15 protein-coding genes and 2 riboswitches are annotated in these 15209 nt (G+C 73.6%); of the genes, 9 read left to right on the top strand and 6 right to left on the bottom strand.

All coding sequences use genetic code 11. The features are described 5' to 3' along the window. The first annotated feature begins 39 nt into the window (after nucleotides 1-39). Nucleotides 40-1074: a zinc-binding dehydrogenase gene (locus tag AC1DWH_RS16140; protein ID WP_477094527.1), complete on the top strand. Its 1035-nt coding sequence runs from the start codon at nucleotides 40-42 to the stop codon at nucleotides 1072-1074. 181 nt (nucleotides 1075-1255) lie between these two features. Here the strand turns inward: AC1DWH_RS16140 and AC1DWH_RS16135 are convergent, their stop codons facing one another. Then, a complete protein-coding gene (locus AC1DWH_RS16135; RefSeq protein WP_477094526.1) occupies nucleotides 1256-2302 on the bottom strand; it encodes a DMT family transporter in 1047 nt (348 codons plus the stop codon). A gap of 283 nt (nucleotides 2303-2585) precedes the next feature. Beyond that, on the bottom strand, nucleotides 2586-3950 hold the full coding sequence (locus tag AC1DWH_RS16130; RefSeq protein WP_477094525.1) for an HNH endonuclease signature motif containing protein: 1365 nt from the start codon (nucleotides 3948-3950) through the stop codon (nucleotides 2586-2588). A gap of 770 nt (nucleotides 3951-4720) precedes the next feature. On the opposite strand from AC1DWH_RS16130, the gene purS reads away from it, so the two are divergent. The 6 genes from purS to AC1DWH_RS16100 all read left to right on the top strand — a co-directional run bounded on the left by purS (nucleotide 4721) and on the right by AC1DWH_RS16100 (nucleotide 10109). Further along, the gene (purS, locus tag AC1DWH_RS16125; RefSeq protein WP_477094524.1) at nucleotides 4721-4984 is read left to right on the top strand and encodes a phosphoribosylformylglycinamidine synthase subunit PurS; all 264 of its coding nucleotides are present in this window, start codon (nucleotides 4721-4723) and stop codon (nucleotides 4982-4984) included. Continuing rightward, nucleotides 4981-5676 carry a phosphoribosylformylglycinamidine synthase subunit PurQ gene (purQ, locus tag AC1DWH_RS16120; RefSeq protein ID WP_477094523.1) on the top strand — a complete coding sequence of 232 codons (696 nt, stop codon included), beginning with the start codon at nucleotides 4981-4983 and terminating at the stop codon, nucleotides 5674-5676. The genes purS and purQ overlap by 4 nt, the downstream gene beginning before the upstream one ends. Beyond that, the gene (locus AC1DWH_RS16115) at nucleotides 5676-6653 is read left to right on the top strand and encodes a GNAT family N-acetyltransferase (protein WP_477094522.1); all 978 of its coding nucleotides are present in this window, start codon (nucleotides 5676-5678) and stop codon (nucleotides 6651-6653) included. Before purQ ends, AC1DWH_RS16115 begins: the two co-directional genes overlap by 1 nt. Nucleotides 6654-6834: 181 nt before the next feature. Then, nucleotides 6835-7926, top strand: a complete 1092-nt coding sequence (locus AC1DWH_RS16110; protein WP_477094521.1) for an LLM class flavin-dependent oxidoreductase — start codon at nucleotides 6835-6837, stop codon at nucleotides 7924-7926. Between the two features lie 9 nt (nucleotides 7927-7935). Further along, the gene (locus AC1DWH_RS16105) at nucleotides 7936-9312 is read left to right on the top strand and encodes an NtaA/DmoA family FMN-dependent monooxygenase (RefSeq protein WP_477094520.1); all 1377 of its coding nucleotides are present in this window, start codon (nucleotides 7936-7938) and stop codon (nucleotides 9310-9312) included. Beyond that, on the top strand, nucleotides 9312-10109 hold the full coding sequence (locus AC1DWH_RS16100) for a DUF1684 domain-containing protein (protein WP_477094519.1): 798 nt from the start codon (nucleotides 9312-9314) through the stop codon (nucleotides 10107-10109). Before AC1DWH_RS16105 ends, AC1DWH_RS16100 begins: the two co-directional genes overlap by 1 nt. Here the strand turns inward: AC1DWH_RS16100 and AC1DWH_RS16095 are convergent. Beyond that, nucleotides 10106-10423, bottom strand: coding sequence for a hypothetical protein (locus AC1DWH_RS16095; RefSeq protein ID WP_456844602.1), 318 nt, complete (start codon nucleotides 10421-10423; stop codon nucleotides 10106-10108). The genes AC1DWH_RS16100 and AC1DWH_RS16095 overlap by 4 nt on opposite strands. A 111-nt stretch (nucleotides 10424-10534) precedes the next feature. Between AC1DWH_RS16095 and AC1DWH_RS16090 the strand changes: the two genes are divergently transcribed. After that, entirely contained in the window at nucleotides 10535-11017 is a 483-nt protein-coding gene (locus AC1DWH_RS16090) for a pyridoxamine 5'-phosphate oxidase family protein (RefSeq protein WP_477094518.1), read from the top strand. A gap of 4 nt (nucleotides 11018-11021) precedes the next feature. Here the strand turns inward: AC1DWH_RS16090 and AC1DWH_RS16085 are convergent, their stop codons facing one another. The 3 genes from AC1DWH_RS16085 to AC1DWH_RS16075 are packed head-to-tail and all read right to left on the bottom strand — an operon-like array spanning nucleotide 11022 to nucleotide 13345. Continuing rightward, nucleotides 11022-11633: a DUF1345 domain-containing protein gene (locus AC1DWH_RS16085; protein ID WP_477094517.1), complete on the bottom strand. Its 612-nt coding sequence runs from the start codon at nucleotides 11631-11633 to the stop codon at nucleotides 11022-11024. A 42-nt stretch (nucleotides 11634-11675) separates the two neighbouring features. Beyond that, entirely contained in the window at nucleotides 11676-12872 is a 1197-nt protein-coding gene (locus AC1DWH_RS16080; protein WP_477094609.1) for an O-succinylhomoserine sulfhydrylase, read from the bottom strand. A 59-nt stretch (nucleotides 12873-12931) separates the two neighbouring features. Beyond that, nucleotides 12932-13345 (bottom strand): rhodanese-like domain-containing protein, encoded by a 414-nt coding sequence (locus AC1DWH_RS16075; RefSeq protein ID WP_477094516.1) that lies wholly within the window; start codon nucleotides 13343-13345, stop codon nucleotides 12932-12934. Nucleotides 13346-13355: 10 nt separating this feature from the next. Continuing rightward, a riboswitch (SAM riboswitch) is annotated at nucleotides 13356-13456 on the bottom strand. Between the two features lie 118 nt (nucleotides 13457-13574). Further along, nucleotides 13575-13689, top strand: a riboswitch (SAM riboswitch). A 42-nt stretch (nucleotides 13690-13731) separates the two neighbouring features. Between AC1DWH_RS16075 and AC1DWH_RS16070 the strand changes: the two genes are divergently transcribed. Further along, nucleotides 13732-15126: an aminotransferase class V-fold PLP-dependent enzyme gene (locus tag AC1DWH_RS16070; protein ID WP_477094515.1), complete on the top strand. Its 1395-nt coding sequence runs from the start codon at nucleotides 13732-13734 to the stop codon at nucleotides 15124-15126. Nucleotides 15127-15209: the final 83 nt, after the last annotated feature.

Below are 15209 nucleotides of genomic sequence, written 5' to 3'. Positions count from 1 at the left end.
TGTCTAGGCCTCGGTCCCACGTCCGCGAGGATGGGCGCCATGCGTGCCGTGGTGATCGACGAGTTCGGCGTCCCTCCGACCCTGCGCGAGGTCCCGGCGCCGACGTGCCCCGCGGACGGCGTCGTCCTGCGGGTCACGGCCACCGGGGTGTGCCGGTCGGACTGGCACGGCTGGCAGGGTCACGACGACGACATCACGCTCCCGCACGTCCCGGGCCACGAGCTGGCCGGCGTCGTCGTCGCGGCGGGGCCCTATGTGTCGTCGTGGGCCCCTGGGGACGAGGTCACCGTGCCGTTCGTGTGCGCCTGCGGCGCGTGCGCGGCGTGCCTCGCCGGCGAGCACCAGGTGTGCGAGAGGCAGCGGCAGCCGGGGTTCACCGACGACGGCTCGTTCGCCGAGCTCGTCGCCCTCCACCACGCCGACGTGAACCTCGTGCGGCTCCCGGCCGGCATGTCACCCGTCACGGCCGCGGGGCTCGGCTGCCGGTTCGCGACCGCCTATCGCGCCGTCACGGTCCACGGCCGGCCCGGTCCCGGCGACTGGGTGGCGGTGCACGGCTGCGGCGGCGTCGGGCTGTCCGCGGTGATGATCGCGGCCGCCGCCGGGGCGAAGGTGATCGCCGTCGACGTCTCTCCCGCCGCCCGCTCGGCGGCCCTCGACATGGGCGCGTCCGTGGTCCTCGACGGGTCCGGTGACGTCGGTGCGCAGATCCATGCCGTCACCGGCGGGGGAGCGGCCGTGTCGATCGACGCCCTCGGCAGCCGCGAGACCGCCGCCGCCTCGATCCTGTCCCTGCGCCGCCGCGGCCGGCACGTGCAGGTCGGCCTCCTGCTGGGCGCGGACGCCGCCCCGCCCCTCCCGATCGGCCGCGTCATCGGGTGGGAGCTCGAGCTCTACGGCAGCCACGGCATGGCGGCGCACGAGTACCCCGCGATGCTCGCCCGGATCGCCTCCGGCGAGCTCGACCCGTCCCGACTGGTGGGCCGCACGATCGGCCTCGCCGACGCCCCGACGGCCCTCGCCGCGCTTGGCTCCGGCACTGGCGGCCCGGGCATGACGGTCATCGTGCCCTGACGCCGCCGTCTTGGCCGGGCGCCGACGGCGGTCGCCGCCGGTGCGAATCGCGGCGCGGCTCGCGCGTGCCGACGGTCCCCCGGCGCCCAGGGGAGTGACGCCCAGGGCGGCGCCCAGCCGCGATCACCGAGGCCAGCCGTCGCGCCCGGAGGCCCGGACGCAGACGACGACCACGGAGCCGTTACCGCCGCGGTGGCCCGCTGGCGCTCGGCTCGCTCGACCTCAGGTCAGCAGGGACCTCGTCGCCGATCGGCTCCTCGATGCTCGCCGCGGCGGGCATTCCGGCCGCGTCCAGCGTGTCCGGTGTGGGTTCTGTCGTCGCGGCCGCCGCCGCTGAACGACGCCGGGCCGCCCCCCACTGCGTCAGCGCGACACCGGCGAGAACCACGGCCCCACCGACCGGCTCGTACCAGTGAAGGCCCTCGTGCAGGACGAGCACGCCGAGCGTCGTGGAGACGAGCGGGATCACGTAGGTGACGCTCGCCGTCACGGTGGCGCCGGCGATGGCGAGAACCCGCCAGAACAGCACGTACGCCAACCCGGTCCCGCCGAGCCCGAGAGCCAGCAGCGCCAGAGCCGGTGCGGGCGCGAGCGGACCGGCCAGCGGCGTCGAGACCGCGAACGGCAGGATCACCAGGGCTCCGACGGCCAGCTGGATCGCCGGGAGCGCCACGTTCGACAGGCCGGTGCTCGTCAGCCGTCGCCGGCTCCACGCGTTGCCCAGCCCGTAGCAGAACGTGGCCCCGAGCAGCATCAACCCGCCGGCCAGGTCGATGGCCCCCGAGTCCCACACCCCCAGCAGAACCGCGATGCCGCCGAACCCGATGATCAGCCCGCCGACCTGCACCCGGTCCGGCCGCTCCGCCGGAAGCAGCAGCGCGACGAACACCGCCGTGAACAGGGGAGTCGTCGCATTCACGAGCCCGGCGAGCACGGAGCTGACCCGCTGCTCCGCCAGCGCGAACAGCACGAAGGGGATCGCCGTCATGACCGCGCCCACCACGACGAAGTCGCCGATCCGTCGCCGCTCGACCCTGACCCTCTCCCGCCTGACCAGGAGGATCAGCCCGAGCATGGCGAAGCCGACGACGATGCGCCCGAAGGCGACCTGGGTCGGCGCGAACGTCTGCAATGCCGTCGCGATGAACAAGAAGCTGCAACCCCACAGGGCGGCGAGCAGCAGGTACGGGCCGATCCAGCCGCGTGTTGAGGGGGCCGGAGAACTCATGCGCGCATCATCCCCCGCGCCACCGACATCCACGTCCACCAGCGTCGGCGGCGACGTGAGCGGAGCGCCAACCGCGGCATCGGGGATAGCCGGCGCGCGGCTAGGCGTGTTCGCTGGGTGATTGGCCGAATTCGGACCACCAGTCCGGGCGCGCTGATCGCCGAGCCCGTCTGGCGGGTTTGCCCATGCGATCGGTGGGCGTCGCGCTCCGGTCCGACGGGCGGGTCGCTGATGTCGAGTGCGCGGGCGGGAAGGGCGGGGGTCCCTGGGTCGGGCGGGCCGGTCAGAAGGGTGGGTCGCCGAGGTCGACGGGTGGCGGTGGTGGTGGTCGGTGGGTGAAGAGGTCGGGGGTGGTGTAGATGCGGGCGGGGTGGCGGGCGTAGGTCAGCCCGTGCCGGTCGGTCCAGGTCGAGACCCCGGTGGCCCGGTCGTAGGTCACCTGCCACCAGCCCTCGGTCTTGGCCTGGTGGTGGTGCTTGCACAGGGCGTCCAGGTTCGCCTCGCACGTCTGCGGCTCGGCCCCGGGCGGGTGGTCGTGGTTGTCGGGGCTGCGGTCGTGGTCGTCGGGGGTGCGGTGGTCGATTTCGCAGCGGGTGGCGGGTTGTCGGCAGCCGGGGAAGGTGCAGGTCACGTCCCGGGCTTGCACGGTGCGGGTCAGGTCCGCCCCCGGCCGATACGCCTGGGTGCCGACCGCGCAGACCTGCCCGGTGTCCGGGTCGGTCAGGACGCGGCGCCAGGTGCCGTCCTGGGCCAGCTCGCGGGCCACCTGCGCGGGGACCGGCCCGTAGGAGCCCAGGAACCCGGGCGCGTCGTCCAGCCCGAGCAACGTGGTGGCGGCCACGGAGAGCTGCACGGCGACGCGTTGCCCGTGCTTGCGGGGCAGCGGGGTGCCGTCCGGGGTGGCTTGCCGGTCCAGGATGCCGGCGAACACGTCCGCGAACGCGTCCGCCCGCCGCTGATCGATGCTCCGGGTGTCCCCGTCCACCGCGGCGTGGCCGGCCAGGGCGTCGATCGCGGTGAACGCCGCCGTCGCCTCCGCCGCCGGCAGGTACGCGATCAACCGCGCCATCGCATCCGGAGCCAGCACCAGCTCCACGCCGCGGCGCTCCCGTTCGGCGACCCGCCGTTGTTCGACCTGGTCGGGGTTCAGCGCGATCAGGGTGGCGCGCACGTGCCGGGTCAGCTGCGGTGCGGTCAGCTCCCCAGCGCGCTGCACGGCGTCGTCGACCACCGCGCGCACCGCCTCCGGGTCCAGACCGACCCCGCCCTTGGCGACCTCGTCCAGGATCACGTCGACCTTGCGCGCCTCGATCGCCCCCGCCGCCCACGCGTCCGCCAAAGCCGGGTGCTGGGCGGTGCCCCACGCGCGTAGGAACAGCATCTCCGCGGACCGCCGCGTGCACACCAGGGCGCAGGCCAGCTCGTCGGGGACGCGCCGCAACGCGTGCACAGTGCGCGCCTCGATCTCCCGCACCACGACCGCTTGGGCGGCCTGCAACATCGCCATCGCCTGCTGCATCCCGGTCACCGTGTTCACCAGGGCCACATCGGAGACCTCCGCGACCGGCACCGAAGTCAGCATCGCCACCAGCTCACCGAGATCGACCCCAGGCAGGGGGAACTCCTCGATGGCCCCCAGATCGATCACCCGTGCACCCAGCGCCGGCGCCGCACCCGGGCGTGCACCATGACCCGAGTCCGCCCACACCAACCCGGCGACCGCGGGCGCGGCCGACAAGAACGCAGACCCAAGCTCAGGTGCCGTGGCGGTGGTGGTGGACGAGGAGGTGGACGCAGCCGCGGTGGTGGGTGACGTGGCGGGCGCGGACGGGGTGGTGGCGGTGGGCGAATCGGCGGGCGCGGTGGTGGAGTGCGGATCTGCGCAGAAGTCCGGCCAAGCGTCGGCGGCGTCGGGTCGCCCGGCCGTGTGCGCAGCCGGGCCAGCAACCTCGACTCGCTCCATCACCGCCGTCACCGCGCCACCTCCAGCTGCCCGGAACCGCCCGATGCGGGGATAGAACAAGTGTACGACTGACCACTGACATTCACCTCTGACCTGCACAAACGCGACATCGCAGCGCGTCGGTGCGGTCCGCCGATCGCATGGAGCCGCCTCGGACCGTCATCGGATGGAGGCGACGATGCACCTCACCGGCGCTTCCCCAGTGGAACTCCGCTAGTCACGCAGGACAAGCGCGCGGCCGCGCGCTCTCCCGGAGCGAGGCTCGTCGGCGGAAGCGTCGCCCGGGGAACACCAACGGTCCAGCCCATCGCCGAACCCGAAGCGGCCCGCGCGCCGATCGCAAGAGAGCCCAGCCGCCCTCCCGGCCACCGACTGAACGCCTGCGCCGACCCGCCCCGCGCACTCGCTAGAATCGCCGCGACCCCCACCGCCGCGTGAACACCTGGAGCCCCCCTGTGGGACGAGTCGTCGTCGATGTCATGCCGAAGCCGGAGATCCTGGACCCGCAGGGCAAGGCCGTGGCCGGTGCGCTGCCGCGACTCGGCTTCGGCCAGTTCGCGTCCGTCCGTCAGGGCAAGCGGTTCGAGCTCGAGGTCGACGGGCCGGTGACGGAGGAGATCCTCGCGGCGGCCCGCGCGGCCGGCGAGCACGTGCTCTCCAACCCGGTGATCGAAGACGTGGTCGCGGTCTACGAAGACACGCAGGACTCACACGCATGACCCGCATCGGCGTCGTCACCTTCCCGGGGACGCTGGACGACCGGGACGCCGCGCGCGCGGTCCGCCTCGCGGGCGCCGAGGCCGTGAGCCTCTGGCACGGCGACGCGGACCTGCACGGGGTCGACGCGGTGGTGCTCCCGGGCGGCTTCTCCTACGGCGACTACCTGCGCGCGGGTGCCATCAGCCGGTTCGCGCCGGTCATGGGCGAGATCGTCGCCGCGGCGCACAAGGGTCTACCGGTCCTCGGCATCTGCAACGGCTTCCAGGTCCTCACCGAGGCGCACCTGCTGCCGGGGTCGATGATCAAGAACGACCACCTGCACTTCGTGTGCCGCGAGCAGGTCCTCTCGGTCGACAACGTCGACACCGCCTGGACCCGCGACTACACGGCGGGAGAGCACATCACGATCCCGCTGAAGAACCAGGACGGCCAGTACGTCGCCGACGAGCACACGCTGGACGAGCTCGAGGGCGAGGGTCGCGTGGTCTTCCGGTACCAGGGCTGGAACCCGAACGGCTCGCGCCGGGGCATCGCGGGCATCAGCAACGCGGCCGGCAACGTGGTCGGCCTCATGCCGCACCCCGAGCACGCCGTCGAGGAGGGCTTCGGCCCGGACGGCGCCAAGGGCCCCCGCACGGGCACCGACGGCCTGCGGTTCTTCACGTCCGTCCTCAAGGCCCTCGTCGGCTGATGGTGCTGGAGCTCGTCGACTGGGACCACCCTGACGCCGCACGGCTGCGTGACGCGCAGCAGGCCGAGCTCAAGAGCCTCTACGGCGAGGACGACATCGGCCACACGATGACCGGCGACGGCATCGCCGCGATGGTGGTGCTGCGGGTCGACGACGAACCCGTGGCCTGCGGCGCCATCCGTGACGCCTCCGACGACGACGGGCTGGGCCCCGGCGACGGCGAGCTCAAGCGCATGTACGTGGTCCCGGAGCAGCGCGGTCGGGGCCACGCGCGCGTGATCCTCGCGGAGCTCGAGCGGCTGGCGACCGAGCGGGGTTGGCGACGGCTGGTGCTGGAGACCGGGGTGCTCCAGGTCGAGGCGATCGGCATGTACCTGTCGTCGGGCTACCGGTCGATCCCGGGCTTCGGCCCGTACGCCGCCGAGACGAGCTCCCGGTGCTTCGCGAAGGACCTCGGCCCGCGCCCGGAGCGCACCAGGAGCGTCCGGACGGACCGCACCCTGACCCTGCGGCACGTGGACTGGAACCATCCCGACGCGGTCGCGCTGCGGTACGCGATGTGGCAGGACATCGAGGTGCGCTACCCCGAGATCGTCGCCGTCACCCCTGGTGGCTTCGAGGCCGACGACCCGCGGCAAGGGATCGGCGACCTGGGCACGGTGATCGCGGACCTCGACGGCGTCCCCGTCGGCTGCGCGTCGCTGCGTGCCGCCCGGGAGGGGTACCCCGAGGGCTCCGGCGAGCTGAAGAAGGTCTGGGTCGACCCGGTGGCCCGCGGGAGCGGCGCGGCCCGCGCACTTCTCCGGGCGATCGAGGACGGCGCCCGCGCGGCCGGCCTGCGCAGCGTGGTCCTGCAGACCGGGATCCGGCAGCCCGAGGCGGTCACGCTGTACCTGTCCACCGGCTACCGCCCGGTCGCGCCCTTCGGCCCGTACCGCGACGACGTCCTGTCGCTCCTGTTCGCCAAGGACCTCTAGAGAGTCTCGTATCGCGAGATTATCCGCTCGAACCCTGGTCAGGTCGTCGACCCCTTCCTACCTTGTGCGCGCCATCCCGAGCGACCGAGAGACCTGGCTCGTCGACGTCGCAGCAACCCCCCGGCCATCCGGGTGCGGGTGCTCCTGCCAGGACCGATGCGCCCGACGACCGGAAGACACGATGACCCTCCCTGACAAGCGCCCGTTCCCCGTCGCGATCGAGCTCACGGCGGCGGGCCGCCATCCGGCCGCCTGGCGGCTGAGCCCGACCGACCCCTTCTCCGCGCAGCACTGGGTCCGGCTCGCGCGCGCCGCCGAGGACGCCGGCGCGACCCTCGTGATCCTCGACGACAGCGCGGCCCCACCCGTCGAGCGGCCCGGCGTCCTCGTCGGCAGCCTGGACGCCGTCGGCGTCGCCGCCCTGCTGGGTCCGCTGACCGAGAGCGTCGGCCTCGCTCCCGTCGTCCCGGTCACGTACCGCGAGCCGTTCCACGTGGGCAAGGAGATCCAGACCGTCGACCACGTGAGCCTGGGCCGCGCCGCGGTGCAGGTCGACGTGGCCGCGCCGGCGGGGGACAGCCGGGCCGGCGCCGAGGCGCTGCGGTACGACGAGCGCGTGCCGCGGGACCTCGCCGCCCTGTGGCGGGAGGCCGACGACGTGCTCGAGGTGCTGGGCCGGCTCTGGGACAGCTGGGAGGACGACGCGATCGTCCTCGACGCGGAGAGCGACCGGTACATCGACCGTGACCGCATCCACGCCATCGAGTTCGAGGGGGAGTTCTTCTCGGTGCAGGGCGCCTCGATCACGCCCCGCTCGCCGCAGGGCCGCCCGGTCGTGATCGTCCGCGGCGACGAGCCCCACGCCCGCCGGGTCGCCGCGCGCCGCGCGGACGTCGTGCGGGTTGCCGACGAAGCCACCGTGCCGCTCGTGCGGGCGGCCGCCGCCGAGGCCGGCCGCGAGGTCATCGTCCTGCTCGACGTGGACGTCCTCCTCGGTGCGTCCGACGACGACGCGCGTGCCCGCCACGAGGCCCTCGACGCACTCGAGCCCTGGGCGACCGACGCGGTCGTCGCGGGCGTCGGGACGGCGGCGGCAGCCCTGCGCGACCTGGTCGACCGTTCGGGCGCCGACGGCCTCACGATCCGCCCGCTCGCGCTGACGAGCGACCTCCCGTTCCTGGCGGCCGCCCTCGACACCGGCGACCGAGGACAGACCCTCCGCGACTCCCTCGGTCTGCCCCGCCCCGCCAGCCGCTACGCGACCGCTCGCTAAGGACCCCCGATGACCAAGCAGATCCACCTCGCCGCGCACTTCCCGGGCGTCAACCACCACACGGTCTGGACGGACCCGAGCCACCACGCCGACACCCAGTCGTCGTTCGCGTCGTTCCAGCACCTCGCCGCCACCGCCGAGCGCGGGCTGTTCGACTTCGTCTTCCTGGCCGAGGGCCTGCGCCTGCGCGAGCACCGCGGGCAGCTGGTCGACCAGGACGTCGTCGGCCGACCGGACACCTACGCGGTCCTGGCCGCGCTGGCCGGCGTGACCACCCACGTCGGCCTCGCCGGCACCATCAACGCCACCTTCAACGACCCGTACGAGCTCGCCCGGCAGTTCGCCACGCTCGACCACCTCTCGGGCGGGCGGGCCGCGTGGAACGTCGTGACGTCGTCGGACGCGTTCCACGGCGCGAACTTCCGCCGCGGCGGCTACCTCGCCTACCCGGACCGGTACGAGCGGGCCCGCGAGGTCGTCGAGGCCGCCCGCGCGCTCTGGGACGCGTGGGCGCCGGACGCGGTCGTCGCCGACGCGGCCTCGGGCGAGTTCGTCCGGCCAGGCTCGCTGGGCACCGTCCGCACGGGCGGCCGCCTGGTCGACATCGAGGCGACACCGACCCTGCCCCGACCCCCGCAGGGCCACCCGGTGATCCTGCAGGCCGGCGACTCCGACGGCGGTCGCGAGCTCGCCGCGCAGGTGGCGGACGCGGTCTTCTCACGGCACTCCGAGCTCGCCGACGGCCAGGCGTTCTACGCCGACGTCAAGGGCCGCCTGGCCGCGTACGGCCGACGCCCCGAGGACCTGCTGATCCTGCCCGGAGCGTCGTTCGTGCTGGGCGACACCGAGGCCGAGGCCGAGGAGAAGCTGCGCGCGATCCAGCACCAGCAGGTCCGGCCCAGCGTGGCGCGGTCGTTCGTCGAGCAGGTGTGGAACCGGGACCTGTCCGAGTACGACGTCGACGGCCCGCTGCCCGCGGTCGACCCGCTGGTCGACGCCCCGTCGATCACGCAGGGCCGCGCCTCGCACTTCCGCGACCCGCTGGCGATCGCCCGTCAGTGGCGCGAGCTCTCCGAGGCGAAGGGCCTGTCCATCCGCGAGCTGGTCATCCAGGTCATCGGCCGCCACTCGTTCGTCGGCACCCCGCAGCACGTCGCCGCCGAGATCGACCGCTACGTGCAGCAGGACGCCTCCGACGGCTTCATCCTCGTGCCGCACCTGACCCCGCACGGGCTCGACGAGTTCGTCGACAAGGTGGTCCCGCTGCTGCAGGAGCGGGGCTCGTTCCGCACGTCCTACGAGGGCTCGACCCTGCGCGAGCACCTCGGACTCCCGCCGGCCGACGCCTTCGGCCGCACTCTCGACGCCGATGTGAGGGCCAGCTGATGACAACCACGACCGAGCGTTCCGCCTTCGTCGCCGACTGGGAGGACTGGCACGCGACCCGCGAGGCCTACTTCCGGCAGCCGCACGGCTGGGTGGCGATCACGGCCCTGCACTGGCTCTCGGCCGAGCCGCGACCGCTCGCGGACGTCCCCGGGCTCTGGTCGGCGGACGGCGTCGTGCGCATCGAGGCGGTTGCCGACGACGGTCTCGTCCTCCCGGACGGCACGATCGTCGACGGCGTCGCCACCCTCGACCCGGTCGAGGGAGCCCCCGGCCTGCAGGTCCGCGCCGGCGACCTCCTCCTCGAGGTGGCCCGCCGCACCGGTCACGCGATCGTCCGGGTGCACGACCCGGCGGCCCCGCAGCTCGCCGCGTTCGACGGCATCCCGGCCTACGTGCCGTCGCCGGAGTGGGTGCTGACCGGCCGGTTCGAGCCGTACGACGAGGCCCGCACGGTCACCACGGGCGCGGTCGTCGACGGCCTCGAGCACCACCACACCGCCGTCGGCACCGTGCGCTTCGAGGTGGCCGGGATCCCGCAGTCGCTGATCGTCTTCGACGGCGGCGCCCGCGGGCTCAGCGTGCTGTTCCGGGACGCGACCAGCGGCGTCACCACCTACCCCGCCTCGCGCACGCTCGCGCTCGGCCCGGTGGCCGACGACGGCACGGTGACGCTCGACCTCAACCGCGCCAGCAACCTGCCGTGCGGCCTGACGCAGTTCGCCACCTGCCCGATCCCACCGCCGGAGAACGTCCTGACGGTCGCGGTCGAGGCCGGGGAGCAGTGGGTCCGCTAGCGCTTCGAGGCTCGCACGCGCGCGATCTCCGCGAACCGCATCCACTCGTCCTCGAGCGCGGCGGGCAGCGCGACCCAGTCGTAGAACAGCCGTCCGCTGTCGCCCGGTGACCAGACCGTGACGCCGGGCAGCGCCAGCGCCTCCGCGTGCTCGGCGCTGTCCCGGCCGAGCTTGACCACCAGCCGGTCGCCGCCGACGTGCCCGGCGAACATGGTCGAGCCGACCTTGAGGATCGGGCGGCCCATCATCTGCGCGCGGGTGGCGCCGCGGGCGACCAGGTCGTCGGCGATCGCCTCGTAGTCGCTGTCCGTCATGGACCGAGCATCCCGCGCCCCTCCGACATGCGACAGCCGCGCGGCGTGCCTACGGTGGCCCGGCCGCCGCGGTCAGCAGCCCCGCGGGTGCGCGCCGCTCGAGGAGGACGCATGACGCACGACGACGACGAGGCCACGGTGGCCGGGCTGATCAAGGACGCCAAGATCGCGATGCTGACGACGGTCGGCGCCGACGGCTCGCTGGTGAGCCGGCCGATGGGTGTGCAGGACGTGGACTTCGACGGGGACCTCTGGTTCTTCGCCGACGCCGACAGCCACAAGGTGCACGAGATCGAGGCCGGCAGCCCCGCCAACGCGGCCTTCGCCGACTCCACCGCGTGGGTCTCGGTGTCCGGCCCGGCCGAGGTGGTCCGTGACGTGGCCAAGAACCGCGAGCTGTGGGGCGTGACGGCCGAGGCCTGGTTCCCCGACGGCCCGGAGACGCCCGGACTGGTCCTGGTGGTGCTTCGCGGCGAGACCGCGGAGTACTGGCACGCCAAGGGAGGCCGCCTGACCACGGCGTTCAGCCTGGTCAAGGCCAAGGTGACCGGCGAGCGCTACGACGGCGGCGAGAACGAGACGGTCCGGCTCTGAGCGGTCACATCGACGCGACCAGGTTCACCAGCAGCGCGATGATCACGGTGCCGAACAGGTAGCTGAGCAGCGCGTGCCCGAGCGCGGTCCGCCGCATCGGGGACGAGCCGAGGTCGGTGTCGGAGATCGCGAAGCTCATCCCGACGGTCACGGCGACGTACGCGAAGTCGGTGTACCGCGGCGCCTGCTTCATGTGGAAGTCGATGCCGCCGGCGCCGTCGGTCAGGTACATCCGCGCGTACCGCAGCGCGAACACCGTGTGGATGGCGGCCCACGACGCCAGCACGCTGGCCAGCACCGCGATCGTGGGCAGCAGCTGGCCGATGTTCTTGTCCACCAGCACGACGACGACGCCGACCAGGGTGACGAGCGCCGCGAAGAGGACGACGGCGTGAGCGCCCCACCGGGTCGGCTCCTCGCGCGTCGCGTGAGACGCCGTCTCGTCGGGGTCCATCGGGGCGACCGCCGCCCACGTCCAGACGACGAAGACGGCCGCGACGGTCGCCCACCCGGCCAGCACCGCCGCGACCACGGACGTCCAGCCGACGATGATGCCGACGAGGACGCCGGCCAGCGCACCGACGATCAGCCTGACCAGCGACGACGACGCCTTCATGGCGCCAGTGTTCCGCGCGAGGTCCCCCAGGTCGGGGAGGTGTCAGCCCGCGAGTGTGTCGAGCGCCTGCGTGAGGTCGTCGATGAGGTCCGCGGGGTCCTCGAGGCCCACCGACAGCCGCACGGTCGACTCGGCGATGCCGACCGCCGCGCGACCCTCGGGGCCGAGCTTGCGGTGCGTCGTCGTCGCCGGGTGCGTGACCATCGACTTGGCGTCGCCGAGGTTGTTCGAGATGTCCACGATCCGCAGGGCGTCGAGCACGCCGAACGTGACCTTCTTGGCGACGTCGGGCTGCGCGCCGTCCGGCACCGCGAGGTTGAACGTCACGACGGTGCCGCCGCCGGACTGCTGGGCGAGTGCGAGCTCGTGCTGCGGGTGCGACGGCAGGTACGGGTAGCGGACCAGCGACACGCCCGGCTGCTGCTCGAGCCACGTGGCCACCTGCAGGGCCGACGCCGTCTGGTGCCGCACGCGCAGCGACAGCGTCTCGAGGCCCTTGAGCAGCACCCACGCGTTGAACGCCGACAGCGACGGCCCGGTGTTCCGGATGAGCGTCTGCACCGGACCGTGGATGTACTCGTCCGTGCCCAGGATCGCGCCGCCGAGCACGCGCCCCTGCCCGTCGATGTGCTTGGTCGCCGAGTACACGATCACGTCCGCGCCCAGCTCGAGCGGCCGGGACAGCACGGGTGTCGCGAAGACGTTGTCGACGATGACGGTCGCGCCGGCGGCGTGCGCGAGCCTGCTCACCGCCGCGATGTCGACCAGGTCCTGCATGGGGTTGGACGGCGTCTCGAAGAACACGACGTCCGCCGGCGTCGAGAGCGCCTCCTCCCACTGCGCGAGCTCGTGCCCGTCGACGTAGTCGGTGCGCACGCCCCACTTGGCCAGGATCTCCTCGAAGATCACGACCGTGGACCCGAACAGCGCCCGCGCGGACACGATTCGCGACCCCGACTGCACGATCGCGGCGAGGGACGTGAAGACGGCGGACATGCCGGACGCGGTGGCGTAGGCGGCCTCGGCGCCCTCGAGCAGGCGCAGGCGCTCCTCGAACGTGGACACGGTCGGGTTGCCGTAGCGCGAGTAGAGGAAGCGGTCGGCCTCGCCGGCGAACGCGGCCTCGGCCTCGGCGGCGGCGTCGTAGACGTAGCCCTGCGTGAGGAACAGCGCCTCGGAGGTCTCCTGGAACTGCGAGCGGACCAGCCCGCCGCGGACGGCGAGGGTGTCGGGCCGCAGGTCGGAGCGCGGTGTGCGGCGGTCGTCCCAGTCGGCGGGGCCGGGGACGCGCCGGGGGCTCACGCCTGCCGCCACGGCAGGCCGGCGGCGCGCCAGCCGGAGTGGCCGCGGTGGCCGTCCGGGCCGACGTCGCCCTCGAAGCCCTCGAGCACGTTGTACGCCGGGCCGAGACCCGCCGCGGTGGCGGCCTGCGCGGCGGCGATCGAGCGGACCCCGGATCGGCACAGGAACACGACGGGACGCCCCGCCGCGACGCCGGCGTCGGCCAGCTGCTTGAGGAACTGCGGGTTCGGCCGTCCCGACGGGTACGACACCCACTCGACCAGCGCCGCGCGCCCGTCGATCGGCGCGGAGTCGGGGATGCCGACATAGCGCCACTCGGCGTCGGTGCGGACGTCGACGAGCACGGCGGTCTCGTCGGAGGTCAGGAGGTCCCAGGCCTGCTGGGGGGTCAGGTCGCCGGCGTAGCTCATGCAGTTCCTCGTCTCATCGGTCCTGGCGGTAGCACCCTCGGCCGGGCACAAGGTGCCCGCGGGTTGCTGCGGCGTCGTCGAGCCAGATCTCTCGGCCGCTCTGGATGGTGCCGGTGATGCTACGCGCGGCGGTACCGTCGCTCCAACTGGTGGACAAGGCGTCCCGACATCCGAGACGAACCCCGAGGTGCGTTGACAGGCGCCCGGGCCTGCCGGGACCCTCGTTGCAGGTCATGAGCGCCAGCGACAAGCCCCGGCTCGCTGGCCGGCAACCCTCCTCCGCGGTGGGGTGCCCCGGGTGACGACCTGGCCGCGTCCCGTCCGGGACTCGGCAAGCGCGGGGTTCCACCTCCCAGGGGTCCCCCGGATCGTGTCGGAGGACCACCATGACTGCCATCGCCGAGCGCCTCTCGTGTGCCTCCGTCGACGACGTGAGCGCCCTGCTCCCCGTCGTCGGCGGCACCACCACCGTGCCGCTCGTGGACGGGTCCCAGCGGGTCTACGCGAACCTGGACTACGCCGCGAGCGCCCCCGCGCTGGAGTCGGTCGCAGCCCGGGTGACCGAGGTGCTCCCGCTCTACGCCTCCGTGCACCGCGGCGCCGGGTACCTCTCCCAGGTGTCCACCGCGCTGTACGAGTCCGCGCGTCAGACCATCGCGCGGTTCGTCGAGGCCCGTCCCGACGACGTCGCGATCATCACGCGCAACACCACGGACTCGCTCAACCTGCTGGCCGGTGTGGTGCCGGAGGGCGGCCGGGTCCTCGTGCTGGACGTCGAGCACCACGCCAACCTGCTCCCGTGGGTGCAGTCGACGGGGCGTCACGGCAACCGCACGACGATCCTGCCGATCAAGGACACGGTCGCCGCGACCCTCGATGCGCTGCGCGACGAGCTGGCCCGCCAGCCGTACGCGCTGGTCACCATCACGGGCGCGTCCAACGTGACGGGGGAGGCGCTGCCGATCGAGGAGGTCGTCGCGCTCGCCCACGCCGAGGGTGCGCGCGTGGCCGTCGACGGCGCCCAGCTGGTGCCGCACCGCGGCTTCTCGCTGGCGGCGACCGACGCCGACTACATCGCGTTCTCGGGGCACAAGACGTACGCACCGTTCGGCGCGGGGGCCCTCGTCGGCCGCCGCGACTGGCTCGACACAGGCACGCCGTACCTCGCAGGGGGAGGTGCGGTGCGCGACGTGCGGGCCGATCGGACGGTCTGGCAGCCGGCACCGGCGCGGCACGAGGCGGGCTCGCCCAACGTGCTCGGCGCGATCGCGCTGGCGGAGGCGTGCGACCAGCTGGCGGCACTCCCCGCCGGCGCCCTCGCCGCGCACGAGGAGGCTCTGCGGGCCCGCCTCGTCGAGGGGCTGTCCGGCATCGACGGCGTCGAGATCGCGCGCATCTGGCCCGACTCCGCGCCGCCGGTCGGCGTGATCACGTTCACGGTCCCGGACCACGACCCGGGCCTGGTGGCCGCGTACCTCGCCGCCGAGCACGGCATCGGCGTCCGCGACGGCCGGTTCTGCGCCCACCCGCTCCTCGCGCACCTCGGTGCGTCCGGCGGGGCCATCCGGGCGTCGGTGGGCGTGGGCACGACGAGCGAGGCGGTCGACCGCCTGGTCGTGGCGCTGACCCAGTACCTGGCCGACGGCCCGGCCGTCCGCTACGAGGTGGTCGACGGCTGCTGGGCGGTCGTCGACGACACCCGCCCGCTCCTCGCGGTCCACGGCCTGGACCACCTGGCGGCGACGGCGGCGGCAGCCTGCGGCCCGGCCCTGGACGACTGAGCACGCTCGCCGCACCCGCGATCCCCGCAGTCCGGCAGCAGATCCGCCAGCCCGAGTACGTCACTTCGCCCCCGAGAACGTCA

The sequence above is a fragment of the Cellulomonas sp. P2_F12 genome (assembly GCF_056403775.1).
This window is presented reverse-complemented; position numbering and strand designations above follow the sequence as displayed.

Excerpts from the sequence above, each read along its gene's own strand:
- AC1DWH_RS16075 (WP_477094516.1), bottom strand. The coding sequence starts at position 13,345 with ATGAGCTACGCCGGCGACCTGACCCCCCAGCAGGCCTGGGACCTCCTG.
- AC1DWH_RS16100 (WP_477094519.1), top strand. The coding sequence starts at position 9,312 with ATGACAACCACGACCGAGCGTTCCGCCTTCGTCGCCGACTGGGAGGAC.
- purQ (WP_477094523.1), top strand. The coding sequence starts at position 4,981 with ATGACCCGCATCGGCGTCGTCACCTTCCCGGGGACGCTGGACGACCGG.
- AC1DWH_RS16140 (WP_477094527.1), top strand. The coding sequence starts at position 40 with ATGCGTGCCGTGGTGATCGACGAGTTCGGCGTCCCTCCGACCCTGCGC.
- AC1DWH_RS16115 (WP_477094522.1), top strand. The coding sequence starts at position 5,676 with ATGGTGCTGGAGCTCGTCGACTGGGACCACCCTGACGCCGCACGGCTG.
- AC1DWH_RS16090 (WP_477094518.1), top strand. The coding sequence starts at position 10,535 with ATGACGCACGACGACGACGAGGCCACGGTGGCCGGGCTGATCAAGGAC.
- AC1DWH_RS16110 (WP_477094521.1), top strand. The coding sequence starts at position 6,835 with ATGACCCTCCCTGACAAGCGCCCGTTCCCCGTCGCGATCGAGCTCACG.
- AC1DWH_RS16070 (WP_477094515.1), top strand. The coding sequence starts at position 13,732 with ATGACTGCCATCGCCGAGCGCCTCTCGTGTGCCTCCGTCGACGACGTG.
- AC1DWH_RS16095 (WP_456844602.1), bottom strand. The coding sequence starts at position 10,423 with ATGACGGACAGCGACTACGAGGCGATCGCCGACGACCTGGTCGCCCGC.
- AC1DWH_RS16105 (WP_477094520.1), top strand. The coding sequence starts at position 7,936 with ATGACCAAGCAGATCCACCTCGCCGCGCACTTCCCGGGCGTCAACCAC.
- AC1DWH_RS16135 (WP_477094526.1), bottom strand. The coding sequence starts at position 2,302 with ATGAGTTCTCCGGCCCCCTCAACACGCGGCTGGATCGGCCCGTACCTG.
- AC1DWH_RS16085 (WP_477094517.1), bottom strand. The coding sequence starts at position 11,633 with ATGAAGGCGTCGTCGTCGCTGGTCAGGCTGATCGTCGGTGCGCTGGCC.